Origin of the sequence: Acinetobacter sp. FDAARGOS_558, assembly GCF_003937785.1 — a bacterium.
In the GTDB taxonomy this organism is placed as follows: Bacteria; Pseudomonadota; Gammaproteobacteria; order Pseudomonadales; family Moraxellaceae; genus Acinetobacter; species Acinetobacter baumannii.
This window is the reverse complement of the sequence record NZ_RKJH01000001.1, coordinates 2,581,011-2,605,699: the sequence shown is the minus strand read 5'-3', so window position 1 is coordinate 2,605,699 and position 24,689 is coordinate 2,581,011. Positions and strand designations below refer to the sequence as shown.

The window sequence follows — 24,689 nt, the reverse complement described above, 5'->3', positions numbered from 1 at the left end:
TTTTGGGGAAATGGCAGAACAGCAACCACTGGTTTTGCTTGTAGACGATGAAGAAGATTTGTGCCTTTTAATGCAAATGACACTTGCACGAATGGGGATTAAAACACATCTTGCTTATCGGGTTGAACAGGCCAAACAACTCTTCACTCAGTTTCATTACGATGCGTGTTTAACCGACTTAAACCTACCCGATGGGAGCGGGATAGATTTAGTTAAACATGTCTCTCAAAATTATACTAATACTCCCATTGCCGTTTTAACCGCCTACGGCAATATGGATATTGCAATTGCAGCATTAAAAGCAGGCGCTTTTGATTTTGTAAGCAAACCGGTCAACCAAGTACATCTAGATCAATTATTACAAAAAGCCTTGAATCGGCAAAAAGTAGAGCATGATGCTGCCGAGAATGCGTTAGAAAATAAATTATTAATCGGCCGTTCTCTACCCATCCAGCAGCTACGTATTGCAATTAAAAAAATTGCGCGCTCACAAGCACCTGTATTTGTTACCGGTGAGTCTGGAACAGGTAAAGAAGTAGTTGCCAATCTGGTTCATCGGCTGAGTAACCGTAGTGAAGGCCCTTTTATTGCGATTAACTGCGGTGCTATTCCAACCGAACTGATGGAAAGTGAGTTGTTTGGGCATAAAAAAGGGAGCTTTACCGGAGCAACTCAAGATAAGCAAGGTCTAATTTTATCGGCACACGGCGGCAGTCTATTTTTAGATGAAATTGCCGAATTACCTTTAAGTATGCAGGTCAAACTGCTCCGCGCAGTACAGGAAAAAAAGATCCGACCCGTCGGTTCAGATCAGGAAATCGATGTTGATTTCCGTGTGATTAGTGCAAGTCATCAAGACTTAGATTTATTGGTTAGACAAGGTAAATTCCGTCAAGATTTATTCTTCCGTATTCACGTTATGGACCTCATATTGCCACCTCTACGTGAACGTGGCGAAGATGTCCTTTTACTGGCCAATCACTTTATTCAGAAAATTTGTATGGAGTGGGAAACGCCACCTAAACAATTAACAGAAGCGGCCAAAACTTATCTGCTACAGCAACACTTTCCGGGTAATGTTCGCGAATTAAGAAATATGATTGAGCGCGCAATTACCTTAAGTGAAGACGCCACCATAGATATATCTCATTTACATCCTGCTCCTCTAAGAGCGAATATTTCTAATCCTTTTACTTCGGCTACTCAAAGCATAGAAACCACTGTGGCAGCTCCTCAAGTCGTAAAAAAATTACCAAGTGAAGGCCTAGAACGTTATTTAGAAAATATTGAAAAAGATATTTTACTCAATGCACTCAATATGACTCATTGGAATCGTACTTTAGCAGCTAAAAAATTAGGAATGACTTTCCGCTCTTTACGCTATCGTCTGAAAAAATTTGGCTTAGATACGGAGACAGAACAGGAAGTATAAAATTTACTTTCTTTTTAGAAGGAGATCGGCAACACGATCTAGATAAACTTCTTCTTTCATTTCTGGAGGTAAGGGATAAGTCTGGTTAGGCTGAATACCTTGCCCCTCAATCATATTACCATTTGGTGTGTAGTAATGTGAGACTGTCATTTGTAGCGCTGCCCCACTCGGTAAAGGGAAAAGCTTCTGTACAACACCCTTTCCATAACTTTTTTCACCCATGACCCAAGCACGTTGATGCTCTTTCATTGCAGCAGTAAAAACTTCTGCTGCCGAGGCAGATCGGTGATTAATTAAAATACCAACTTTTATATTTTGAAAATCGTTACCTGGCAAAGCCTGAAATTGCTGATTGCCTTCTGAACGACTTTTTGTCGAGACAATAATGCCATGATTTAAAAATAAATCGGCTGACTCAACAGCAGCAGATAACAAACCACCTGGGTTATTTCTTAAATCAATTAACACCGCTTTTAAACGCGAAGAACTATTTTCTTCAATTAAACGCTTAATCTCATTGGCGGTATCTTGCTGAAATACTCTAATTTTTAATACCAACACCTGATTGTGCAACATCACAGGCTCAATATCGGTTTCAATCTTTTTATTACGGACTAAACTAATTGGACTATTTGACTCTTCTGTTTGTACTTGAAGCGTCGAGCCTATCGATCCATAAAGCAAACCTAGCACCTGATCATGTGTCAGATTTTTAAGTTCCTGATTATCAATCTTTAAAATAGTTTGGCCATTTCTTAAGCCTAGTTTATATGAGTCAGAACCCGTCTTAAGGTCACGAATCATCCATTTATGAACATGTGATTCGGGGCTTAGTACAAAATCAACTGAAGCAAGATCCCCTTCAGTATATTGAATGAGTTGACGGTATTCTTCAGCTGACAAATAGCGGGAGTAACGGTCTAGACCACTGACTAAACCTTTAATTGCCTGTAAAAATAAAGCATCGTCCGATTTTTCATCGACATAGTTATCACGGACGATTCCATATATTTGTACAAACTGTTGAATAGACTCAATAGGCACTTCTGCATAACTTTCTTCTGATTCTGGGGAATCAGGATGCAGAGGCGATAATTTTTCTTTTACAACAGGAGCTGCAAAAGCGAGCTGGCTGCAACACATCAATACGCTAACAAAAAAAGCTTTATATATATTGTGTTGCAGCATTTAGTCACCTATCGCTTAAGCAGACAATGTAATGAGATTACGACCTTGCATTTCAGCAGGCACAGGAATCTGCATTAAGTTCAGAATGGTCGGTGCAACATCAGCAAGCACACCACCTTCTGCAATCGTTGCTTGGGTTGGCCCCACATAAATAAAAGGCACAAGCTCTGTTGTATGCTGAGTATGAACCTGACCACTTTCATAATCTTGCATTTGTTCAACATTACCGTGGTCAGCCGTAATAAGCATATGGCCTTTTTTCGCCATTACAGCTTCGTATACACGACCTAAACATGTATCAACTGCTTCAACGGCCTTAACTGCAGCATCAAATACGCCTGTATGACCGACCATATCACCATTGGCATAGTTCACAACAAGTAAGTCGTACTCACCCGAGTTAATTGCTTTGACTAGCTCATCAGTTACTTCATAAGCACTCATTTCAGGCTTTAAGTCATATGTCGCAACGTTTGGCGATGGGATTAAAATACGCTTTTCACCTGGATATTCGTCTTCACGACCACCACTAAAGAAGAAAGTCACATGGGCATATTTCTCAGTTTCAGCAATACGTAATTGCGTTTTACCTAAAGAAGATAAATATTCACCAAGCGAGTTCTTTAACTCTTCAGGCATATATGCCACAGGTGCATCAATGCTTGCCTGATAACGCGTCAACATGACAAATTTAGAAAGGTTCGGTACAACTTTACGCTCAAAACCTGCGAAATCTTTTTCAACAAACGCACGCGTAATTTCACGGGCACGGTCAGCACGGAAATTCATAAATACAACGCTATCGCCATCTTGAACTTTAGCGATCTCACCAATACGGGTTGCTTTTACAAACTCATCATTTTCATTTGCAGCATATGCAAGCTCTAAGCCTTCAACCGCAGTAGTTGCAGTACGAACAGCTTCACCTTCCGTTAATAAACGGTAAGCCTGCTCAACACGATCCCAACGGTTATCACGATCCATTGCAAAATAGCGACCAATCATGGTTGCAATACGGCCCTTGCCTTCATATTGAGCAAATAAGGCGTCTAATTTTTCTAATGAAGGTTGAGCACTACGTGGAGGAGTATCACGACCATCAAGGAATGCATGTAAGTAAACTTTCGCACCGCGTTTTAAGGCAAGTTCACACATCGCCACAATATGATCTTCATGTGAATGGACGCCACCTTCTGAAAGTAGCCCCATAATATGAACTGCACCACCCGCTGCTTTTGCTTTTTCTACGGCATCAACCAATACTTCGTGCTCAAAAAAAGCACCAGTACGAATATCTTTAGTAATACGTGTGAAGTCTTGGTATAACACTCGGCCAGCGCCAAGGTTCATGTGACCAACTTCAGAGTTACCCATTTGTCCATCAGGTAAACCAACATCTTCACCAGAACCAGAAATGAGACTATTTGGATGCTTTGCTTTCATTGCAGTTAAATTCGGGGTTTTTGCTGCAAGAAAAGCATTATCTTCAATCGCTTCACGGTGTCCAACACCATCCATAATGACCAGAACGTGAGGGATCTTGCCAGCAGTTGCATCCGTCATAATCAATTTCTCTTTTGTCTACAATTTCATCGCAATATCTTACCGAATTTTCGGTGAAGACTCTATTTTTTCCTATGGCTTTCCCCAATGCTCCTCATTGAGAAAGTCATTCATATACTTTCAATTTAACGGGCCCGATAAAGCAAATAACTTCCGGCACCAAACATTAAAATAATAGGCATGAGTACAAACCAAGCTGGTGAAGGCGCGTATACCAAACTTGCGTAGCCCAAGAAGTCTTGTAAATAATAAAAGCCTAAACCAATGAAGAGCGCGATCACCAAACGGAAACCCATCGACTGTTGACGTAGTGGACCAAAAATAAAAGAACAAGCCACTAATACAAGAGTAATGAGTGAAAATGGAGAAGCGACTTTTTGCCAAAAAGCTAATTGGTAAGTTTTCGGTACTTGGCTATATTCGTCCATATAACGCATAAAACTAATCAGTTGACTTGGAGACAAGTCCTCAGGGTCTAAAGTCACCATATGTACATATTTAGGCTGTAGAGCCAAACCTAAAGACTGCTGATCATGATTATTTAGTATCGAATTACCATCTGTAAGAATGTCCATCTGGCTGGCTTTTTGTAAAGTCCATTGACCATCCTGGATAAACTTTCCTTGCTCTGCATTAATTAAAGACTGTAAATGGTAGTCTTTGTTAAAGTCTACGACCTGGATATCTCTTAAATTTCCTTGTGAGTTCGCATAATCAATATAAATAAAACGTTGCCCTTCTCGTGACCAATAACCTTTCACTTCACCTAAAGCAGCAACTGATCGATGGCTTTTGACACTTTGCGCTTTCTCATTTGTATAGGGAACAACCCACTCACTTAGAGCAAAAGATAAAACAATAAGTAGCAAAGCTGAGCGCATAACCCAACCTACAATACGCCATAAGCTAATCCCGACTGAACGCATCACGATCAGCTCACTATTGGATGCTAAAGCGCCTAACCCAATCACAGCGCCAATTAAGGCCGAGATAGGTAAAATTTCATATAGATAGCGAGGGGCACCCCATAACACATAGATAAAAGCTTGCCATGCATTATAGTCAGGTTTTAGCTCACCTAATTCACCCAGATAAGTAAACAGGATTTGCAAAACAGACAAAACAATGGTGGTACCAAACATTGCGAGCGCAGTGGTTTTCGTCACATATTTGGCGACTATTCGACGTGCTAACATTATAATTTCACTCGCTTAATCTGTTTCTTGATTTTCGGCCCTAATTTCTGCTTACGTGAAAATAAGGCAGCTGCGATTGCATAAACCAATAAAGCCACTGGATAAGCCCAAATATCCAGTTCTCCTTTACTTATACGAGTTTTAATTGCAATCATGAGTACGATCAAACTCGCGAAAATAAAGATAGATGGAATAAGACGATAATAACGACCTTGTCGTGGGCTTACTTCCGACAATGCCACAGATAGCATCAAGGCAATAATAATGGTAAATGGACCAAATAAGCGCCAGCCCAACTCACTTCTTACGACCGGATCATTTGCTTTAGAAAATAGTTTTGATGTTGAAAGTGCTTCTACATCGCCACTCTCAAACTTAACATCTTTGTCATTTTCTAAACGTAGACGATAAGACTGGAACTCTGCTTGCGTATATTTTGGTTGTCCCGGGAATATTTCATAGCGACGACCTTGAACGAGATCAACCACATTGGCTGTATCATTCGCGACCTCAACACGTGTTGCCTCTTTTGCCAAAATCATGACATCTGGCTTGCCTTCTTTGGCTGCACGCTGATAAAAGAAAATATCTTTAAGGTTTTTTCGATCTTCCGACAATGAACCTGCATAAATCGTATAAGGTCCAGAAGAAATAAACTCTCTTGGTCGCACCAAGTCAAACCCTGTACGCACTGCTTGGGTTGTAGTTAATTTTTCGAATTCACGAAGTCCCCACGGCGTCATCCAAAGCATAAGTACGGACTGACACACCATGTAAACCAGTGTCATTGGAATAAGTAAGCGCGCTAACTGATGACGACTTACCCCACTACCATTCAATACGGCCATTTCATGGTCAACATATAAACGACCAAACACCAACATTAAACCAATAAAAAACCCAAGTGGTAAAATGAGGGTTAGAAATTCAGGTAAACGATATCCAATGATGCTAAACAAGATACTGGCATCTAGCCGCCCCTGTGCCGCCACACCAAAGTATTTGATCAGACGACCACCCATCATGATTAAGGTCAATAATGCAATGACCACCAATGAGGTAGAGACAACTTGCTTGACGAGATAACGCCGAATAATCAAATTAATACTTCCAAAAGGCTAATCGGGACGAACGCTAGTTTACCCGAATGTTAAAAATATAAAACCGCACATTGCAACGCTATGCTTGAAAGTGTTTCAATGTTTTAATCCAACATAACTTTCTATAGGCAATCACGGCAGCCATGAAATTTACAACTTATACAACTTTTCCTGAACAAACATCTAATGAATCTTTGTGGATTTTAGTTGATTCAGAACAGCTACAAAGCAATCTCAATACATATCAAATCAATAATCTAGAAAGTATTCTTACAGCAACTCAATTTAAAGCCAACTTCAATGAAACGTTGCCATTATTTGGTCAACTTAGCACTCAGTCCCATAGCCAATTACTTGGTTTAGGAAAAGCAGCTGAACTTCAATCAGCTAAGTTAGCAAAATTGGCGCAAACCATTATCAAGTCGGCACAAAATAAATTTAAGCATATCGCAATTGATATTGCTGCGTTACCTGTCGAATACCATTATTTATTTGCATTAAGCTTAACTCAAGCAGCTTATGGTTATGATGAGTTTAAATCGAAAAAAAATGAATTTGTGTTACAACAAGTTGATTTAATTAGCTCACAAACCAGCCTTGATGAAAATCAACTCGCTTTAGTACATGCCGTACAATCTGGTCAGTCTTATGCTCGTGACTTAGGAAACCGACCAGGTAATATCTGTTTCCCTGAATATCTGGCAGAACAGGCATTAGCTTTAGCAGCAGAATTCCCAGACTTACTTAAAGTCACTGTCTTAAATGAGCAACAAATGGCTGATTTAGGCATGTATGCATTTCTTGCAGTCAGCAAAGGGTCTGAGCGTCCGGGCCGTATTGTGACTCTTGAATACCAAGCACAGCTTGAACAAGCTCCTGTCGTACTTGTCGGTAAAGGCGTAACCTTTGATACAGGCGGTATTTCTTTAAAACCAGGACTTGGCATGGATGAAATGAAGTTCGATATGTGTGGTGCAGCTTCTGTACTCGGCACAATCCGTGCTTTATGTGAGGCACGTCTTCCAATCCATGTTGTGGGTGCGATTGCAGCTGCGGAAAATATGCCTTCAGGTAAAGCAACTCGCCCAGGCGATATTGTAACAACCATGAGTGGTCAGACCGTTGAAATTTTAAACACTGACGCTGAAGGCCGCTTAGTCCTTTGCGACACCTTAACGTATATCAAACGTTTCAATCCGGCAGTTGTGATTGATATCGCAACATTAACTGGTGCTTGCGTAGTTGCGTTAGGTAAAGTACTGAGTGGTTTATTCTCTCCGGACGATACTTTGGCAGCTGAACTCCAACAAGCTGGTGAGCAGTCATTTGACCGTGTATGGCGCATGCCAGTGATTGATGATTATCAAGAACTATTGGACTCTCCTTTTGCAGACATCGCTAATATTGGTGGACCACATGGCGGCGCAATTACAGCAGCCTGCTTCCTTGAGCGTTTTACTCGTGACTATCGCTGGGCTCATTTGGATGTTGCCGGAACAGCATGGTTATCAGGCTCAGCAAAAGGCGCAACTGGTCGTCCAGTACCGCTACTTATGCAATTCTTGGCTAACCGTGTAAGTACGAATGGCTAAAGTTAGCTTTTATCTGTTTGAAACCAGTGAAGAACGGCAAGTCGATAGTGCTTGCCGTTTATGTCGAAAAATTTTACTGAAGCATTCACAAATCTGGTGGTATTGCCCAGATGTGCAGTTACAACAAACACTTGATGAAAAATTGTGGAGCTTTGATCCGACCAGCTTTATTGCCCATGGTGTTGATCAGGTAGATGCAGCAGTATGTATTTCGGCTAAACAACCTTCTGAACAAGGTTGGCTGGTATTTAATTTTAACAATCATGCACTTGAACAAGTGAATCATTTTAGCCACATTATAGAAATTGTTGAAAATAATGAAGCAGCCAAGCAAATTGGCCGAGAAAAATTTAAAATGTATCGTCGTTTAGGTATAGAACCTCGAACCTTTAAATTATAACGCGCTAAAATGTAAATACTGTTGAGCAAAGGAGAACTGTGGTGGCATTAAATGTCGGGCAAGATTTTAAAAAAAGATGGTTAAATGCGCCTGAAGCTGTCCGTCATGCTTATCAACAGGATTTGGCTCGTATTTGCGATTTATTAGAGCCTCAGACCCCTATTCAACTGTGGGTTTTAAATGACGAAAAAGCGCAGTTAGAATCACAACAAAATATTGAAAAGGCATATGCTGACTTAAAGGCAGAGTTAATCGAGCAAGCACGAATTCGTCGCCAGCTTGCTTTAGAAAAAGCTCTTGCAGATAAGCGCGCAAAGGAAGCAGCTTATGCTGCTGAATTACAAGCTGACGAAGTTCGTAAATTTAGTGAACAAACGGAAGCTTTGCAGGCTTTACGCAGTCATTTAGAACAAGAAGTTGCTGAATATACTGCACGTTATCAGAAAAACCCTGAAACGCCAGCAATTGACTATTCTTCTGGTGCAAAACTTAGCATTACTGACGATCAGATCTTATCTGAGCTTGAAAGTGTACGCGTTCGCCTAGAACTTGAAGCTGAAAGCTTAATTGAACAGGCAGTAACAGTTTTCCGTGCCAAACTGCATGCTGCGGCTCAAGAAGAAATTGAATATATTTTAAAGAATTCTAACTTTTCTGATGAAAAAATAGAAAAGTAAAGTTTTAATATTCTTCCTGTCATAAAAATGACATTTAATTGTCACAAAATGGTCATGCATAATATTCTTATAGTTCAAGCAATTATAAGAATAAGTCATGATTATTTATGAAAATTAATGAGGGTAAGAAATGGACATTCCGCATCAGATTTCAACGCAAATTGAGCAACTTAATCAAGGCGAGCAATGGACCTTCTCAGCACAAGAACTTTATATGAGTCATAACGACTTTAATTCGCTTTCAATCTTACTCACACGAGCATCGGAAAAAGGCGAATTTTCAATTACACGCACTCAGCATAATAAACCTTGGGTCGGCACACACTCAGTTACTCTCACCAAGCATTAATTTTTAAAATAAAAAACCGGAACGTATGTCCGGTTTTTTATTTTGGCAATTTAAAAGTTTATTTTAAAAAACCATTTTCAGCTAAGAAGGCCATACTAATATTTGATTCAGTTTTCTGTTCAGCAGCTTTATCACCTAGTAATAAGCGTTCGATATAACGTGCTAAAACATCAACTTCAAGATTGACCTTGCTACCCACTTGCCACGTTCCAATATTAGTACGCTCTGCTGTGTGTGGGATGAGGTTTAAACTTAAAATATTACCGCGTAAATGATTAATGGTTAAGCTAATACCATCTACAGTTACTGAACCCTTCTCTGCCAGATATTTAGCAAGTTCTACAGGCGCAGTCACTTCAAAATAAATTGAGCGAGCATCTTCACGTACTAGGGTAATTTCACCTACACCATCAACGTGACCACTTACAATGTGCCCACCAAAGCGAGTGGTCGGTAACATTGCCTTTTCAACATTGACACGTTGACCCACTTTCCAGTTACCCAAAGTCGTGCGGTTTAAACTTTCACGAGATACATCAGCCGCATACCAGTTATCACCCCACTCAATCACTGTGAGGCAAATCCCGTTAGTTGCAATTGAGTCACCCAAATGTACATCAGACATATCCAAATCGGTTTGAATACGTAAACGCACATCGCCACCTACACTTTGCAGGCTTTCTACTTTACCTAAACTTTCAATAATGCCTGTAAACATGGCTCAATCTCCAAATCTTTTACACTGCTTAAATTGCAGCGCTTACCAAAGTGCGAGCTGTGTACTATTACCTGATGTATCTACACCACCTAGCTCGGCAAAGTGGTAAAGCTGGCCTAACAATTGACGTAACGGTGGCCCTGGTTTGGCATGAGTATCTGTAATCACGATAAACTCAAGCACACGTGCACGTTCTGACTGACGTTGTTTACTTACACGATAACGTGGAACATCTTGAGTAAGTAAAGTCACTTTTCCACGTTCCAGATTGGCCATCAGTAAATCTTTCGGCTCAATGTTACCATCGGTCGAATAACTGGTCAGAATATAACGTGCATTGATGGTTGAAAGTAATTTTTCATACGCATCTTTTGCATGTTTAGAAGAGTTGTATGGGCTTGGACGCTCTTTACGCCATGCACGGTCAATACCACTCTTATAACCCTTAGTGTCTGGTGGAGGTAGGTCGACTTGATCCCATAACGTCAATGCATTTAAAACGTGATAGTTACTACTGTAAGCATGCTGATTATAAGGTGGGTCAAGATAGGCTACATCTACTTCAAAACCGCTCATTTGATTTGCTAGATGCTGAGCATCTACACACCACATTTCAGCAGCAGGGCGTTTACGATCGCCAATCTCACAGAAACGGCTCGGTGTTAACCAAAGTAATGATTCAATCCGCTCTAACGCTGTTTGTGTACGTCCGCCCCACCCTTGGTGGAAGCTTTTAAATACACCACTAGTATTACTCACAAAACTTGCCGAATAGAGTAATGGCGCAAGCAAGGCACTCATTTCTACATCATTAATTGCACCTTGCGCTTGCCATGTGGCAATTTGCTGGCGAATCGCATCGATGCGCATACCATTGCGACGTTTAAAGAATAAACGGTCACGAGATGGATCATAGACATCATCATTACGAGGGCAAAGATTGTGTGTTACCCAGCCTTTAACCTCGGGTAAGCGGTTTAAATAATCAATCGCTTTCTGATAGCCACCCAACTCTTTAAAAGCAGGTGCATCGACACACGCTAAAATTGCATGATTTAAAGCATGACTATAAGGTTCCCAGTCATTCGCAATGACACGGTAACCATTTTGACGCGCTAAACGAGAAACCACTCCACTGCCTGCAAAAAAGTCAGCAAAAATCGGGGGGTTCTTTTTCTTGCTATTCAGCGTCCCTGTGATTTCCAGAGCTTCTAAAATCAAATGGAGCAATCGGCGCTTGTTACCCAAATACGGGACAAGCTGATGGAAAAGATATTCGTCTGTCGTGCGGGCTGCATGACGACGTTTGTGGTATACCGAAGGCTCTGAATTCATACTTTCTCTTGCGTAGGGATTAACCTTAAGCGTATATCTTGATCAAGTTGTGTTACATCAAGAAGTTTAAAACGAAGTTGCTGTGCCATATATTCAAAATCTGCATTGAACATGGCTCTTGCACTTTGCCCCAATAAAGTTGGAGCCACATAACTGATCATTTCATCAATCAAGCCTTCTTGCAAAAAGGCACTTGATAATGTCGCGCCAGCCTCGATCAGCACATCATAAATTTGGTATTGCTTAGATAAGGTCTGTAATAACGTTTTTAAAGGTTGAATTTCTAATTGTATCACGCCTAAGTCAGCGAGTTCCTGACGATATGGCCCCATCACCATGACAGTTTCAGGATTTTCTAATATTTTAGCGGTGAGTGGTAAACGTCCTCTCCGATCTAGAATTACTCGTTTTGGCTGAGCAACCGTCTCGATATCAATATTATGGAGTGAACGTACATTAAGCTGGCAATCATCAGCAATTACAGTATCAATGCCTGTAATCACGGCGCCTGAAATGGCACGCCAATGTTGGACATCTTGACGGGCAGCAGAACCCGTAATCCACTTCGACTCACCAGATGCCATTGCAGTACGTCCATCTAGACTAGAGGCTACTTTTAAACGTACATATGGCATGCCCGTAGACATCGCTTTTAAAAAGCCTTGATTAAGTTTAGCGGCTAAGTCTTCACAAATACCGATTTCTACTTCAATACCGGCATTTTTTAATATCTGAACACCTTTACCTGCAACAAGCGGGTTTGGATCAGGACATGCCACTACCACTTTTTTAACTTGCGCCTTAACCAGCGCCTCAGCACACGGAGGGGTTCGTCCATAATGAGCACACGGCTCAAGCGTCACATAAGCAGTTGCGCCTTGTGCCTGTTCGCCTGCCTGACGTAATGCAAAAACTTCCGCATGAGGCTGACCAGCTTTAGGGTGAAAACCTTCACCAATTAACTGATCATCTTTGACAATGACACAACCGACATTTGGATTTGGTTTTGTCGAATAGAGTCCTCGTTTGGCAAGTTCAATGGCTTGCTGCATCCAGTATTGATCTTGTTTTAACTCAGACATAAAAATCTCAAATGATTAGTGCTCACGTTGTTGCATTTGCTCAATTTGGCGGCGAAACGCTTCAACATCCTGAAAATCTTGATAAACCGAAGCAAAACGAACATAGGCAACGTGGTCAAGTGCAAATAAAGATTGCATGACAATCTCACCAATCGTTCTGGATTTCACATCACGCTCACCCAAACGACGAATTTGCAACTGAATATCGCTGAGAACCGTCTCGATCTGCTCTTGTGTCACTGGACGTTTTTGTAAGGCATGCATAAGCGAACGACGTAGCTTCGCCTCATCGAACGGTTCATTTTTTCCATTCGATTTGATCACACGGGGCATCACCACTTCATAGCTTTCAAAAGTGGTAAAACGTTCACCGCAACTTACACACTCACGACGTCGACGAATCTGACAACCTTCTGCGGCTAGACGCGAATCGATGACTTTACTATCTGCGGCGTTGCAAAATGGACAATGCATAGCGGACTTAATAGGGTCAATTACTTTGACCTAGTGTAGCAAAATTTCTACACTTACAGAACCAGCATTCTATGAGACAAAAAAACAGTCCTGTCCGAGATCAAAGCATCGCTTTGATCACAGCACAAGACTGTTTTTGATATAAGAATTATTAGTGATTATTCAATACGTTCGCCATGTTGGCTTAAGTCCAGACCCATACGTTCATCATCGGAATTAACACGAAGTCCAATAATAAGGTCAATCACTTTAAGAATAATGAAAGTTGCGATACCACTGTAAACCATTGTCGCAAGCACACCTTCGACTTGTACCCACAACTGACCAGCGAATGTTGGTGCTAATGCTACGTTGGCTGCCTTAATGATTTCATCACTATAAAATACGCCAGTTAAAATCGCACCGACAATACCACCTACAGCATGTAAACCAAACGCATCCAAAGCATCATCTGCTTTAAGTAAGCGTTTAAGTGCCGTAATACCCCAGAAGCAGACTACGCCACCAATAAGGCCCATTACTAAAGCTCCGCCTACACCAACAAAACCAGCTGCAGGCGTAATCACAACTAAACCAGCAACAGCTCCAGACGCACCGCCCAATACAGAAGCTTTACCACGGATCATACGTTCTACTACCAACCAAGAGAACGCAGCAGCAGCGGCAGCAACTTGAGTCACTAAAATTGCCATACTTGCACGAGCACCAGCACCTAAAGCACTACCACCGTTAAAGCCGAACCAACCCACCCAAAGTAAACTTGCACCGATTACAGTTAAAGTTAAGTTATGTGGCGCCATAGATTCACGGCCAAGACCAATACGTTTACCAAGCATATAAGCAGCAACTAGGCCTGCAACACCGGAGTTAATGTGTACAACCGTACCGCCAGCGAAATCTAATGCACCTGCTTTAAATAACCAGCCATCTGCCGCCCACACCCAGTGAGTAATTGGCGCATAAACCACTAGTACCCAAATTGCAATGAATGCCATGAAAGCTGAGTATTTCATACGATCAGCAATCGAACCACTCAAAATTGCGACAGTAATGATGGCGAAAGTCATTTGGAAAATAACAAAGAGGCTTTCAGGAATTGTCCCACTTAGTGCATCAAAAGCGACACCATTGAGCATTGCTTTAGACAAATCACCAAAGTATGCACCTGTGCCAGAGAACGCGATTGAATAACCTGCAATCACCCAGAGCAAACTTACTAAAATTGCAGCAGAAAGGCTAAACATCATAGTGCTTAAGACATTTTTCTTACGGACCATACCACCGTAAAATAACGCCAAGCCTGGAATTGTCATCAACAGAACCAAAGCTGTTGAAATTAAAATCCAAGATGTATCACCGGTATCGAGTTTTGCAGTCGGTGTCGGAGCGGCCGGAGTTTCCTCAGCTGCTGGTGCCGCTGCAATTGTTGCAGGAGCTTCAGACGTTGATGTTGCTGTAACCTCAGATGTTGGTGTTGTTACAGTCTCTTCTGCCCAAGCGGCAGTACCACCCAAAAGTGCGCCGGTTAAACTCAGCGCCATAAGCATTTTTTTCATTCGTGTCCCCCAACCTCATTTGCGAGCTATTTATTGCTCAGCAAGCTTTGTGCCAATTTAGACAGCATCTGGTCCTGTTTCACCTGTACGGATACGGATGACTTGTTCCAGATTAGTCACAAAAATCTTACCGTCGCCGATTTTTCCAGTGCTTGCCACACGTGTAATTGACTCAATTACCGCGTCGACCATTTCATCACTAATCGCAATTTCGATTTTTACTTTAGGTAAGAAATCAACCACATACTCAGCGCCGCGGTAAAGTTCTGTATGTCCTTTTTGACGACCAAAACCTTTAACTTCAGTTACGGTAATCCCTTGTACACCAATGTCAGAGAGTGCTTCACGCACATCATCCAATTTAAACGGTTTTACAATTGCAGTTACAAGCTTCATGTTTGTTTCCTTCGGCTTCTTTTCACCAGTAAGGTTTTATGTTCAATTTTCATGCCAATATTTCAAAGGTTGGAGGATATGAATCTTTTGCATGAGCTTTCTTTATAACCTATTTAGTTATCAAGATGTAGATGAGCAACTAAAAATAAAATGAATTTTCAGTCCTGTTTTTATTTCAATTTATCGTTATGACATGGCTAAAAGCCAAGAAGCCTATATCCTAGATTCAAGCAGTGTTAAACTGGCGAGCATAAGGTAATACAACAGTTTGGATATCTCATGCTAGAAACTCTATTACAGGCCATCTTGGAACAAATTGACGAGCCTAAAAAAGATTTAGAAAAAAACTTACGTGCATTATTAAATGAAACTGTCGAGAAATTAGATCTTGTCTCTAAACAAGAAATCGAAAGACAAAAAACAGCCCTTCATTTAGCCAATCAACGTTTAGAAGCGCTACAAAAACAAGTCAGTCTATTAGAAGAAGCTTTAAAGAATAAAAAATAAGCACCAACGTAGCGCACTTATACTTTACAACGATTAAAAATGAAGCACCATAATGGAACAATAAGATGTCTTTTTCTAAAATTTATACTCGGGGACTTTTAGGATTACATGCGCCTCTCATTGAGGTTGAGGTGCATGTGAGTCAAGGCTTACCCTCTCTGACTATTGTAGGCTTAGCTGAAGCAGCAGTTAGGGAAAGTAAGGATAGGGTTCGCTCAGCTATTATTAACAGTGGATTTCAATTCCCAACTAAGCGGCTGACCATTAACCTTGCTCCTGCAGATTTGCCCAAAGATGGTTCACGGCTAGATTTACCAATTGCTTTAGGCATCTTAATTGCCTCTGGTCAACTTCCGGAAAACTGCACAGAAGACTTTGAATTTATTGGAGAGTTAGCTCTAGACGGTCATGTAAGACCTGTGTCAGGCGCCTTAACTTTAGCAATGGCATGCCAGCAAGCTCAGCATAAAATCGTTTTACCAGTCGATAATAGCCAAGATATTAGCCATTTACCTAATCTTGAGTGTTATCCGGTTAATCATTTAAAAGAGGTGTGCGAGCACTTTTTAGGCACACAAAAGCTAGCTCACGCACAGCCAAGTGCCCATTCAAATGAAATGCCCTATAAATTTGATCTTGCAGATGTTAAAGGTCAGCTACGCCCACGGCGTGCACTAGAGATTGCTGCCGCTGGGGGACATTCCCTGCTCTTTAAAGGACCACCAGGCACAGGTAAAACTTTATTGGCCTCACGCCTGCCTTCCATTTTACCGCCACTTTCTACTCAAGAAACTCTTGAAGTTGCAAGTATTTATTCTATTTCAAATACACCACATACTTTTGGGCAGCGTCCATTTCGCGCGCCCCACCATACAGCATCAGCAATTGCACTGGTTGGGGGCGGTTCACACCCTAAACCAGGTGAAATTACTTTATCTCATTTAGGTGTTCTATTTTTAGATGAACTTCCCGAGTTTGACAGAAAGGTTCTAGAAGTCTTACGCCAACCGCTTGAGTCAAAAGAAATCATTATTTCACGTGCGGCTCGGCAAATTACTTATCCTGCGAACTTTCAGCTCATTGCAGCAATGAATCCTTGTCCATGTGGATATGCATTTAATCAAGATAGCCGTTGTCAGTGTTCTCCAGAAAGCATTAAGCGCTATCAAAACCGTATATCGGGACCGTTACTCGATCGTATCGATTTACATATTGATGTACCGCCATTAAAAGCTCAAGAACTGCAAGACCCAACACCTGCAGAAGATTCTACCACTGTACGACAACGTGTGATTTATGCTTATGAACAACAAATGCAAAGACAGGATTGTTTGAATCAGGCGCTCTCACCCAAACAACTGGAACAACATGCCGTTCTCGATAGTACTTCACAGCGAATGATTGAAATGGCTCAGCAACGTTTAAATTTATCTGCTCGTGCTTATCATCGTGTTTTACGGGTTGCTCGTACTATTGCCGATTTGGCCCAAAGTGAGGTCATTCAAAGTCCTCATCTTACAGAAGCACTCTCTTATCGAGGTAATCACTCTTAAAATAAAACAGCGGATTATAAGTCCGCTGTTCTTTTATTAAGAGCTTCATTTAAGGTCTCAATTAGAGAGGTGATTTCTTTCTCTGATAAAGCTGCAAAACCAAAGCGGATACTACAATTAGGATATTCTTTCTGTTTAAACTTCTGCTCTGTATCAATGTTGAGTTCTTTTAGCTTTATGAGCTGATTTTGAGTAAATGATTTCTGAAATTTTACCCACAAAGCCATTCCACCCGCGGGCGGTTGTATCTGAATACTCTCAGCAAAAACTCTTTGAAACTCAGCTAACGCATGGTCTCGACGTAACTGATAAATCTTTTTCATTTTACGGATGTGTCGCTTGATTTCCCCTCGTTGCATTAAATCGGCTAAAGCGAGTTCCGTAATATTATTGCCCTGCCGATCAATCAATAAAATATCTTCAGTAATGGTTTGAATGATAGTTGGAGCTGCCACGATGTAACCTAACCGAATACCGGGTGCAAAAACTTTAGACAATGAACCTACATGAATAACCAACTCAGAATGAGGCAAACTTGCTAAGGGTGGCATAGGCCGGCTGTTATAGTGAAATTCGTGGTCATAGTCATCTTCAATAATGTAAAACCCCCATTTTTTTGAAAGTTCTAAGAGTTGAAGACGGCGGCTCATTGTCATGGTAACGGTTGTAGGGTACTGATGATGTGGGGTTGTATAAATTGCTGCAACCGAGTGTTCTTTTAAAATCCGTTCGAGATCTTCAATAACAATACCTTGTTCATCTAATTTGACAGAAACCACTTGAAAGCCATTTGACTGGAATGCTTTAAAAGCAGATGGGTAATATAATTCCTCAACGACGATGACACCCTGCCGATTGGGTAATGCACGAGAGGCAAGAAAAATTCCCATCTGGCTTCCACGTACAACACAGATCTCATCTTCGGCAACATTCATGAAACGTTCCATCGACAACATTTGTTTTAAAGCCTGCCTTAGTTCAGCCATACCACGTGGGTCACCATATCCCATATACTGGTTTTGAGTAATTTTAATGAGTGCGTGCCGATAGGCCCTCGAGAATAATTCATAGGGAATAAGCCTCGGATCTGGCACACCATCGTTATGGGGCCGCTGAGCAACTTGTTGAATTATTGGTTTATCACTAACTTTTCGATCAGCTCTTGGCTCTATTTGAGGTTTTTTTTCCGGTAAAACATCTGCCACAAATGTGCCTTTTCGAGGCCGAGTCACAAGCCAACCTTGTGCCTCCAATTCTTCATAAACTGCTTGTACCGTTTTTCGATTAATTCCCAATTCTTTTGACAGGCTGCGAGACCCCGGCAGCATAGTGCCCTGTACTAAACGGCCACTCAAAATTTCCTGACTAATCAAGTTAGTTAGTTTTAGAAAAACCGTTTTTTCTTCTCTTTCATCAATGCGGAAATGTATTTGCCAAGGTCTTAGCATATTCGCCCCATCTGGACCATATAACTTATAAAAACTGGATGTATTGATCCATCCAGCTATTTTCTATTCTGCCTTCACCTACTTAATTTGGTCAACTGGACTGGAGAAGAGATGAAGACTGCTTCTGTAAACAAACACGACTTGATGCAACACGCACAGCAAGACATGCAAAAGTGGATGAGCGACTTAGATTTAACAGACCGTCAAAAGCTTGCACTGACTTGCCGTATTTTATTTGATCATGGGCATGACGCTGGGTTAGCGGGTCAAATTACATGCCGTAGTGAAAATAAAGAAACCTTTATTACTCAACGTTTCGGTTTAGGTTTTGATGAAATTACTGCTTCAAACTTGCTTGAGGTGAATCAGGACTTAGAACCCATCAATCAAGAAGGCATGGCAAACCCAGCCAACCGTTTCCACACATGGATTTATAAAGAACACCCAGAGGTGAACTGTATTATCCATACGCATCCTACCTATGTAGCGGCCCTGTCGATGCTACAGATTCCGCTTATGATTTCCCAAATGGACGTTTGCGCACTTTACGAAGACTGCTCATTTGTAGGTCATTGGCCGGGAGTTCCTGTAGGTAATGAAGAAGGTATTTTGATTTCTTCTGCTCTGGGTAAAAACCGCGCTGTTTTGTTGTCTCATCATGGTCAATTGGTCACAGGAAAAACCATTGAAGAAGCCTGCAACTTGGCGCTTTTAATTGAACGTGCAGCTCAACTGCAACTGCTAGCCATGTCTGCCGGACAAATCCAGCCTATCCCCCACGCTTTGGCAGCAGAAGCCCATGATTGGGTGTCTACCGATAAACGCAACAAAGTGAACTTTGCTTACTACGCACGTAAAGCTTTGAAAAAACATTCTGACTGTATTTAAAAAGAGACCTCGACCATGAAATTAAACGGCATTATTGGCTACCCTGTTACGCCCTTTTCTGATGACAACACCATTAATCTTCCTGTTCTAAAACAAATGCTGGATTTGCTTATTGCAAATGGCTGCGACGCGATTGCACCTTTAGGCAGTACAGGTGAAAGCGCTTATCTTGAATGGGATGAATGGTGCTTAGTCGCGAAAACTTCAATTGAAAGCATTAATAACCGCGTACCTGTCATTATTGGGATTTCAGAACTCACCACTGATCAAGCCATCAAAAAAGCCCAAGTCGCGCAAAGCTATGGTGCAGATGCACTTATGGTGATTCCTGTATCTTATTGGAAGCTAACAGACCAAGAGATTTTTGAATATTATCAAGCAATTGCCCAAGAAACTACTCTACCAATTATGATTTATAACAACCCCGCGACCAGTGGTGTTGATATGTCTCCTGAATTAATCGTGCGCATGTTTAACAACATTGCAAATATTATGATGGTAAAAGAAAGCAGCGGCGATATTCAGCGCATGCATAAAATTTATGAGCTATCAAAAGGTGAACTTCCGTTTTATAACGGCTGTAACCCTCTAGCTTTAGAAGCTTTATGCGCAGGAGCAAGCGGTTGGTGTACAGCAGCACCCAATCTGTTAGGTCAAGGACCTCAACAGCTCATTGAATATGTAAAAAATGGTGAATTGGAACAAGCCCAGAAGTCATTTTATCAGCAGCTTCCTCTATTACGCTTTATTGTAAGTGGTGGTCTGCCTAAAACGATTAAAGCAGGTTTACAACTAAAAGGTGTCGCTGCAGGAGCACCACGCAAGCCGTTGACCAAAGCCACGGATATTGAGCTTAACCAGTTAAAACAACTACTTTCTGAAATAGAAAACTAATAAAAAAGCGGGTTTATTGACCCGCTTTTTTAAAACCCCAACTTAGAATGTTTTAGTTAAACTAAACACTAAACCTGTGTCATAAGGTTTTTTCTGAGCATCAGTCATGCCAGAAGTACTAATATCTGTACCGACAACATCTAGCTCAGCAACAATACCCAAGATGTTATAGTTTACGCCGACTTTATAATCAATATAGCTATCATCTTCACCTGGTCCACCTGCAACTACCAGTAAAGAATCTTTGTTTTTAAGCTTGTTATAACCAACTGAAGCAAGTCCAGTAAATCCTGTGTCTGCAATTGGTGCCGAATAACCTACGTTAAAATACCAGAACTCGTCAGAGTGGCCCCAGTAATCATTAGAATAATTCACGCCGACACTAAGGGCATCACCTTTAAATAAAGAATCTGCAAACGTTAATTTTCCGTAAAACTCGGTAAAGTCAAAACCAGTGTCACCATTGTATGGATTAGTGAATTTTGAGTCAGAGCCAATGTAACCATAACGGATCACACCAACATCATAAGTCGGTGCAAGTGTATCTGACAGTTTTAAGGTGTTGGTATAACCTAACGAGATATCAGTTTCAGTTGAAACACCAGGTGTATTAAAGTCTACGCTTGACCCCCAAAGCGCAACATAAGCACCTGACTTATGAGAGAAAGTGAAGCCACCTTGAATAGCTGGATTATTTGAAGACTGCGTAATACCACGGAAGCGATAATCTGTAGTAGCAGCCACACTACCAGTTGCGGTGATGCCGTAAAAAGATGGAGCATCTTCAGCCATAACCATGGTTGAACCTGCCGTGAGTACGCCGAATGTTACTGCTTTAAGTGCAAACTTCATCATTTTGATCTCCCCCACAATGAACGCACGATTTATATGACTTAAACAAATTTTGTTACTTAAGCTTTAGCAATTGCTGTGCCAAGTTCATATTTGGTATCGCTACACTTCATTAATTTAGAGACTAAAAAACTTATATAACGCGAAAAATAAAAATCTCTTAAATAATTATTTTTATATATAACAATAAAGTATGAACATTTTGTTTGCGTAAAATATAAAGAAAACATGAGAAAACACCTTATCGGAAATAAACAAGCCGAGATCGGTAGTATTGAATGGTAGAGCGTAAAGTCTCTATTTCATTTCTATATAAAGAGATAAAAACTCCATAAATTTATTAGTACAGAGCCTCTTTATTTAACCCTTATTTTTATTTATGAACCATTTTGGGCTTTTTCCACACGAAAATATAAATAAAAAATAAATTGCACAAATTTCATGCAAATTATCGCACTAAATTTGATCGATAGAGTCTAGGGGTTTTCTGACGTTGCTTTCGTCTCTGTTTTAAACAATTTTTTGATACAAAAATGTTATAAAGTAACAATATAGAGTGAGATTACTAGAAATTGCTCAAGAAAATTGCTTAAGAAGAGATTAAAAAGTAAACATATCAAACAAAAAAGAGTAAAAATTGAACACAAAAATCAAGTATTTTTAAAATTTTCACATAAGAAAAAATGGTAAAATTCAACTAAAAAATAAATTACTTTTTTCATTTTAAACAATAAATTAACTATAAAAATTTAAAAATAAATTCAGTTAAACTCCCCTACCACATTAATCAAATCCTGCATAGCATATATAAAATAAAATGAACAAAAATATATCTTTTTTATAGATTACTTATACAATTGATGGAAATCCTAGGCCCTGAACAATAACAAGGCACAGGATTTATCGTTTTTATGAGGTTCTTTAAATATGCTAAAAGCACAAAAACTTACATTAGCAGTTCTCATTTCTGCGGCAATAATTTCCTCAGCTCAGGCAAGCGAGCAAAGTGAGGCAAAAGGATTTGTTGAAGATGCGAACGGTTCTATTCTCTTCCGTACAGGTTATCTAACTCGTGACAAAAAACAGGGCGCGAAAGATACCAGCTCAGTTGCTCAATCAGCAATTGTAAGTATCGAATCTGGCTTTACCCCTGGTATCGTTGGTTTCGGTGTAGGCGTTGTTGGTGACGGATCATTTAAAATTGGCGAAAACAAAAACGCTGGAAACCAAATGATTCCAAAACACAACGATGGTTCAGCTTACGACCACTGGGCTCGTGGTGGTGGCAGCGTAAAAGCACGTTTCTCAAATACAACAGTACGTTACGGTACTCAAGTACTCGACTTACCAGTCCTTGCAAGTAATACAGGACGTATGGTTCCTGAATACTTCACAGGTACTTTATTAACTAGCCATGAAATCAAGAACCTTGAGGTTGTTGCTGGTAAATTTACTAAAGACCAAATGTCTGACCAAATCAATACCGATGCGGATGCTTCTGGCAGAGGTCTTGACCGTGCAATTGTTTGGGGTGCTAAATATAAGTTTAATGATAACTTAAATGCATCTTATTATGGCTTAGACAGCAAAAATGCTCTTGAACGCCATTATGCTAATGTTAACTTTAAACAACCTTTAGCAAATGACAGTTCATTAACTTATGATTTTAGTGGATACCATACTAAGTTTGATGCAAATGCACACACTTATTCAGCAACTGGAACTGTAGCACCAAATTATGCTGCAGATGGTATAGCTGGCGAAGAAAAGACCAATAATATTTGGGCTATTTCAGGAACTTATGCGACTGGTCCACATAGTGTGATGTTAGCATATCAACAAAACACTGGTAATGTTGGTTACGACTATGGCCAAAATGCTGATGGTTTCCAAAGTATTTATTTGCCAAACTCTTATATGTCTGATTTCATCGGTAACCACGAGAAATCTGCTCAAATTCAATACAATGTTGATTTTGGCAAGTTAGGCGTATTACCTGGTTTAAACTGGACCACTGCATTTGTATATGGTTGGGACATCAAGGTTAGAAATGTAACTGATGATGCTCAAGAACGCGAATTCTTTAACCAAGTGAAATACACAGTTCAAAGTGGTTTTGCTAAAGATGCAAGCCTTCGTATTCGTAACTCTTACTACCGTGCAAGTGATGCTTACCAAGGCGCTTACATCGGTGATACCAATGAATGGCGTATTTTCTTAGATATTCCTGTGAAATTATTCTAATTCACAGATTTATCAAGCATAAAAAAACCTACCTCTGGTCACACAGGTAGGTTTTTTATTAAGCCCAGAATATCAATTGCGACACTCTAGGCTTAAAAATTAGAGCTTATTTTTTAGCAGCTTCGATTGCTTTCAATACTTCCGCTTTAGCAACGTCAGCACCTTCCCAACCGCTGATTTTCACCCATTTGCCTGGTTCTAAATCTTTATAGTGGCTGAAGAAATGCTCAACTTGGCTAATCAACAATGGAGGAAGATCTGTATATTCCTGAACATCTTTGTAAAGCGGAGATAATTTTTCGTGTGGAACAGCGATTAATTTCGCGTCGATACCACCGTCATCTTCCATGTTTAATTTGCCCACTGGGCGGCAACGAATTACAGAACCGGCAGCAACAGGATGTGGAGTTACAACAAGTACGTCTAATGGATCACCATCTTCAGACAAAGTATTTGGTACATAACCGTAGTTTGCTGGATAGAACATTGCTGTACCCATGAAACGGTCTACAAACAATGCATCAGAATCTTTGTCAATTTCATATTTAATTGGCGCTGCATTTGCAGGAATTTCAATGATGACATAGATGTCATTTGGTGCATCTTTACCTGCTGGGATATTGCTGTAACTCATATCAATACTCTTTCGTTATGAAGTCAGATGTAAAATCCACTCGATTATAACGTGGATATCATCAAAATGATGCCGATTATACAATGCGCACACGCGAAAGTTGATATGAATGGTGACAGAATGACACTCAAGTCAACTTAATTGTCACGATCAACAAGAATATTGGGCATAACAATGATAAAAACCAGACAATAGAGCGTAAAGTTGCCCAATTGCTTAAGTAACAAATGCCATAAATCACACGTAAAATAATATAGGCCCAGCCCAATCTTAAAATAAAGTATTCAGGAACCACCATATATTCAGCCATCAAAATAGCTGTTAAAAATAAAGGTAAACTTTCAAAACTGTTTTGTTGTACTGCATTTGCCCGAGCAGCGATACCCTTTGTATTAGCAAGAAAGTCTCTTGGGTTCTGATTATCGACGGGCTGAAAACCACCGGTAAATTTTGCAATCACGGTAAATGCGTATGGCAGCAAACATGCCACTAAAATAATATAGATAATGCTGCTGATGCCGTGCATAGTGCCATCCATCACTGAAAATACTGTTGATCATGCTATCATAACTCATCGTTTTTACCTGAAATTTTATGCAACCGCATGTCAT

25 protein-coding genes are annotated in these 24,689 nt (G+C 40.5%); 10 read left to right on the top strand and 15 right to left on the bottom strand.

What is annotated here, in order from left to right:
* Positions 1-10: 10 nt before the first annotated feature.
* A complete protein-coding gene (locus tag EGT34_RS12530) occupies positions 11-1,432 on the top strand; it encodes a sigma-54-dependent transcriptional regulator (protein ID WP_000840550.1) in 1,422 nt (473 codons plus the stop codon).
* Positions 1,433-1,435: 3 nt separating this feature from the next.
* On the opposite strand, the gene EGT34_RS12525 is transcribed toward EGT34_RS12530, so the two are convergent.
* From EGT34_RS12525 to lptF, 4 genes are all read right to left on the bottom strand, one after another.
* Positions 1,436-2,620 (bottom strand): S41 family peptidase, encoded by a 1,185-nt coding sequence (locus tag EGT34_RS12525; protein WP_000939105.1) that lies wholly within the window; start codon positions 2,618-2,620, stop codon positions 1,436-1,438.
* A 15-nt stretch (positions 2,621-2,635) separates the two neighbouring features.
* Positions 2,636-4,183: a 2,3-bisphosphoglycerate-independent phosphoglycerate mutase gene (gene gpmI, locus EGT34_RS12520; protein ID WP_000128749.1), complete on the bottom strand. Its 1,548-nt coding sequence runs from the start codon at positions 4,181-4,183 to the stop codon at positions 2,636-2,638.
* A gap of 125 nt (positions 4,184-4,308) precedes the next feature.
* The gene (gene lptG / locus EGT34_RS12515; protein ID WP_000881094.1) at positions 4,309-5,379 is read right to left on the bottom strand and encodes an LPS export ABC transporter permease LptG; all 1,071 of its coding nucleotides are present in this window, start codon (positions 5,377-5,379) and stop codon (positions 4,309-4,311) included.
* Positions 5,379-6,479: an LPS export ABC transporter permease LptF gene (gene lptF, locus EGT34_RS12510; protein WP_000586912.1), complete on the bottom strand. Its 1,101-nt coding sequence runs from the start codon at positions 6,477-6,479 to the stop codon at positions 5,379-5,381. Before lptF ends, lptG begins: the two co-directional genes overlap by 1 nt.
* A 143-nt stretch (positions 6,480-6,622) precedes the next feature.
* On the opposite strand from lptF, the gene EGT34_RS12505 reads away from it, so the two are divergent.
* From EGT34_RS12505 to EGT34_RS12490, 4 genes are all read left to right on the top strand, one after another.
* Positions 6,623-8,071, top strand: coding sequence for a leucyl aminopeptidase (locus EGT34_RS12505; RefSeq protein ID WP_000673455.1), 1,449 nt, complete (start codon positions 6,623-6,625; stop codon positions 8,069-8,071).
* On the top strand, positions 8,064-8,471 hold the full coding sequence (locus EGT34_RS12500; RefSeq protein WP_001151592.1) for a DNA polymerase III subunit chi: 408 nt from the start codon (positions 8,064-8,066) through the stop codon (positions 8,469-8,471). Before EGT34_RS12505 ends, EGT34_RS12500 begins: the two co-directional genes overlap by 8 nt.
* A gap of 38 nt (positions 8,472-8,509) precedes the next feature.
* Positions 8,510-9,148, top strand: a complete 639-nt coding sequence (locus tag EGT34_RS12495) for a hypothetical protein (RefSeq protein ID WP_002041864.1) — start codon at positions 8,510-8,512, stop codon at positions 9,146-9,148.
* A 130-nt stretch (positions 9,149-9,278) separates the two neighbouring features.
* Positions 9,279-9,497 (top strand): hypothetical protein, encoded by a 219-nt coding sequence (locus EGT34_RS12490; RefSeq protein ID WP_000354154.1) that lies wholly within the window; start codon positions 9,279-9,281, stop codon positions 9,495-9,497.
* Positions 9,498-9,555: 58 nt separating this feature from the next.
* On the opposite strand, the gene EGT34_RS12485 is transcribed toward EGT34_RS12490, so the two are convergent.
* From EGT34_RS12485 to glnK, 6 genes are all read right to left on the bottom strand, one after another.
* Entirely contained in the window at positions 9,556-10,215 is a 660-nt protein-coding gene (locus EGT34_RS12485) for a riboflavin synthase (protein ID WP_000493866.1), read from the bottom strand.
* A 42-nt stretch (positions 10,216-10,257) separates the two neighbouring features.
* Entirely contained in the window at positions 10,258-11,550 is a 1,293-nt protein-coding gene (locus tag EGT34_RS12480) for a DNA adenine methylase (RefSeq protein ID WP_001083669.1), read from the bottom strand.
* A complete protein-coding gene (gene ribD, locus EGT34_RS12475) occupies positions 11,547-12,632 on the bottom strand; it encodes a bifunctional diaminohydroxyphosphoribosylaminopyrimidine deaminase/5-amino-6-(5-phosphoribosylamino)uracil reductase RibD (protein ID WP_001292504.1) in 1,086 nt (361 codons plus the stop codon). Before ribD ends, EGT34_RS12480 begins: the two co-directional genes overlap by 4 nt.
* A 15-nt stretch (positions 12,633-12,647) precedes the next feature.
* Positions 12,648-13,106 (bottom strand): transcriptional regulator NrdR, encoded by a 459-nt coding sequence (nrdR, locus tag EGT34_RS12470; RefSeq protein WP_000543541.1) that lies wholly within the window; start codon positions 13,104-13,106, stop codon positions 12,648-12,650.
* 158 nt (positions 13,107-13,264) lie between these two features.
* Positions 13,265-14,662, bottom strand: coding sequence for an ammonium transporter (locus tag EGT34_RS12465; RefSeq protein WP_000738520.1), 1,398 nt, complete (start codon positions 14,660-14,662; stop codon positions 13,265-13,267).
* 57 nt (positions 14,663-14,719) lie between these two features.
* Positions 14,720-15,058, bottom strand: coding sequence for a P-II family nitrogen regulator (gene glnK, locus EGT34_RS12460; protein ID WP_000780326.1), 339 nt, complete (start codon positions 15,056-15,058; stop codon positions 14,720-14,722).
* Positions 15,059-15,337: 279 nt separating this feature from the next.
* Between glnK and EGT34_RS12455 the strand changes: the two genes are divergently transcribed.
* Entirely contained in the window at positions 15,338-15,565 is a 228-nt protein-coding gene (locus tag EGT34_RS12455; RefSeq protein ID WP_000894500.1) for an accessory factor UbiK family protein, read from the top strand.
* A gap of 65 nt (positions 15,566-15,630) precedes the next feature.
* The gene (locus EGT34_RS12450) at positions 15,631-17,118 is read left to right on the top strand and encodes a YifB family Mg chelatase-like AAA ATPase (RefSeq protein ID WP_000010455.1); all 1,488 of its coding nucleotides are present in this window, start codon (positions 15,631-15,633) and stop codon (positions 17,116-17,118) included.
* 14 nt (positions 17,119-17,132) lie between these two features.
* On the opposite strand, the gene EGT34_RS12445 is transcribed toward EGT34_RS12450, so the two are convergent.
* Complete coding sequence (locus EGT34_RS12445; RefSeq protein WP_000945959.1) at positions 17,133-18,566, bottom strand: PLP-dependent aminotransferase family protein; 1,434 nt, start codon at positions 18,564-18,566, stop codon at positions 17,133-17,135.
* Positions 18,567-18,677: 111 nt separating this feature from the next.
* Between EGT34_RS12445 and EGT34_RS12440 the strand changes: the two genes are divergently transcribed.
* Together EGT34_RS12440 and EGT34_RS12435 are read left to right on the top strand one after the other, a co-directional pair.
* Complete coding sequence (locus tag EGT34_RS12440; protein WP_000845034.1) at positions 18,678-19,454, top strand: aldolase; 777 nt, start codon at positions 18,678-18,680, stop codon at positions 19,452-19,454.
* Positions 19,455-19,469: 15 nt separating this feature from the next.
* Positions 19,470-20,348, top strand: a complete 879-nt coding sequence (locus tag EGT34_RS12435) for a dihydrodipicolinate synthase family protein (protein WP_000772980.1) — start codon at positions 19,470-19,472, stop codon at positions 20,346-20,348.
* A gap of 42 nt (positions 20,349-20,390) precedes the next feature.
* On the opposite strand, the gene EGT34_RS12430 is transcribed toward EGT34_RS12435, so the two are convergent.
* Positions 20,391-21,203, bottom strand: coding sequence for a TorF family putative porin (locus tag EGT34_RS12430; RefSeq protein ID WP_000975212.1), 813 nt, complete (start codon positions 21,201-21,203; stop codon positions 20,391-20,393).
* Between the two features lie 56 nt (positions 21,204-21,259).
* Positions 21,260-21,430 (bottom strand): hypothetical protein, encoded by a 171-nt coding sequence (locus EGT34_RS21270; RefSeq protein ID WP_002009550.1) that lies wholly within the window; start codon positions 21,428-21,430, stop codon positions 21,260-21,262.
* 697 nt (positions 21,431-22,127) lie between these two features.
* On the opposite strand from EGT34_RS21270, the gene EGT34_RS12425 reads away from it, so the two are divergent.
* Positions 22,128-23,444, top strand: a complete 1,317-nt coding sequence (locus EGT34_RS12425) for an OprD family outer membrane porin (protein ID WP_000910009.1) — start codon at positions 22,128-22,130, stop codon at positions 23,442-23,444.
* Between the two features lie 106 nt (positions 23,445-23,550).
* On the opposite strand, the gene ppa is transcribed toward EGT34_RS12425, so the two are convergent.
* Complete coding sequence (gene ppa, locus EGT34_RS12420; protein WP_000122443.1) at positions 23,551-24,078, bottom strand: inorganic diphosphatase; 528 nt, start codon at positions 24,076-24,078, stop codon at positions 23,551-23,553.
* A gap of 127 nt (positions 24,079-24,205) precedes the next feature.
* Positions 24,206-24,604: an MAPEG family protein gene (locus EGT34_RS12415; protein ID WP_000546045.1), complete on the bottom strand. Its 399-nt coding sequence runs from the start codon at positions 24,602-24,604 to the stop codon at positions 24,206-24,208.
* Positions 24,605-24,689: the final 85 nt, after the last annotated feature.

What these genes read in the sequence shown, in the direction of transcription:
- EGT34_RS12530 (WP_000840550.1), top strand. Translation starts at nt 11, where the DNA reads ATGGCAGAACAGCAACCACTGGTTTTGCTTGTAGACGATGAAGAAGAT.
- EGT34_RS12525 (WP_000939105.1), bottom strand. Translation starts at nt 2,620, where the DNA reads ATGCTGCAACACAATATATATAAAGCTTTTTTTGTTAGCGTATTGATG.
- gpmI (WP_000128749.1), bottom strand. Translation starts at nt 4,183, where the DNA reads ATGACGGATGCAACTGCTGGCAAGATCCCTCACGTTCTGGTCATTATG.
- lptG (WP_000881094.1), bottom strand. Translation starts at nt 5,379, where the DNA reads ATGTTAGCACGTCGAATAGTCGCCAAATATGTGACGAAAACCACTGCG.
- EGT34_RS12505 (WP_000673455.1), top strand. Translation starts at nt 6,623, where the DNA reads ATGAAATTTACAACTTATACAACTTTTCCTGAACAAACATCTAATGAA.
- EGT34_RS12500 (WP_001151592.1), top strand. Translation starts at nt 8,064, where the DNA reads ATGGCTAAAGTTAGCTTTTATCTGTTTGAAACCAGTGAAGAACGGCAA.
- EGT34_RS12490 (WP_000354154.1), top strand. Translation starts at nt 9,279, where the DNA reads ATGGACATTCCGCATCAGATTTCAACGCAAATTGAGCAACTTAATCAA.
- EGT34_RS12485 (WP_000493866.1), bottom strand. Translation starts at nt 10,215, where the DNA reads ATGTTTACAGGCATTATTGAAAGTTTAGGTAAAGTAGAAAGCCTGCAA.
- EGT34_RS12480 (WP_001083669.1), bottom strand. Translation starts at nt 11,550, where the DNA reads ATGAATTCAGAGCCTTCGGTATACCACAAACGTCGTCATGCAGCCCGC.
- ribD (WP_001292504.1), bottom strand. Translation starts at nt 12,632, where the DNA reads ATGTCTGAGTTAAAACAAGATCAATACTGGATGCAGCAAGCCATTGAA.
- nrdR (WP_000543541.1), bottom strand. Translation starts at nt 13,106, where the DNA reads ATGCATTGTCCATTTTGCAACGCCGCAGATAGTAAAGTCATCGATTCG.
- EGT34_RS12465 (WP_000738520.1), bottom strand. Translation starts at nt 14,662, where the DNA reads ATGAAAAAAATGCTTATGGCGCTGAGTTTAACCGGCGCACTTTTGGGT.
- glnK (WP_000780326.1), bottom strand. Translation starts at nt 15,058, where the DNA reads ATGAAGCTTGTAACTGCAATTGTAAAACCGTTTAAATTGGATGATGTG.
- EGT34_RS12455 (WP_000894500.1), top strand. Translation starts at nt 15,338, where the DNA reads ATGCTAGAAACTCTATTACAGGCCATCTTGGAACAAATTGACGAGCCT.
- EGT34_RS12450 (WP_000010455.1), top strand. Translation starts at nt 15,631, where the DNA reads ATGTCTTTTTCTAAAATTTATACTCGGGGACTTTTAGGATTACATGCG.
- EGT34_RS12445 (WP_000945959.1), bottom strand. Translation starts at nt 18,566, where the DNA reads ATGCTAAGACCTTGGCAAATACATTTCCGCATTGATGAAAGAGAAGAA.
- EGT34_RS12440 (WP_000845034.1), top strand. Translation starts at nt 18,678, where the DNA reads ATGAAGACTGCTTCTGTAAACAAACACGACTTGATGCAACACGCACAG.
- EGT34_RS12435 (WP_000772980.1), top strand. Translation starts at nt 19,470, where the DNA reads ATGAAATTAAACGGCATTATTGGCTACCCTGTTACGCCCTTTTCTGAT.
- EGT34_RS12430 (WP_000975212.1), bottom strand. Translation starts at nt 21,203, where the DNA reads ATGATGAAGTTTGCACTTAAAGCAGTAACATTCGGCGTACTCACGGCA.
- EGT34_RS21270 (WP_002009550.1), bottom strand. Translation starts at nt 21,430, where the DNA reads ATGTTTTCTTTATATTTTACGCAAACAAAATGTTCATACTTTATTGTT.
- EGT34_RS12425 (WP_000910009.1), top strand. Translation starts at nt 22,128, where the DNA reads ATGCTAAAAGCACAAAAACTTACATTAGCAGTTCTCATTTCTGCGGCA.
- ppa (WP_000122443.1), bottom strand. Translation starts at nt 24,078, where the DNA reads ATGAGTTACAGCAATATCCCAGCAGGTAAAGATGCACCAAATGACATC.
- EGT34_RS12415 (WP_000546045.1), bottom strand. Translation starts at nt 24,604, where the DNA reads ATGCACGGCATCAGCAGCATTATCTATATTATTTTAGTGGCATGTTTG.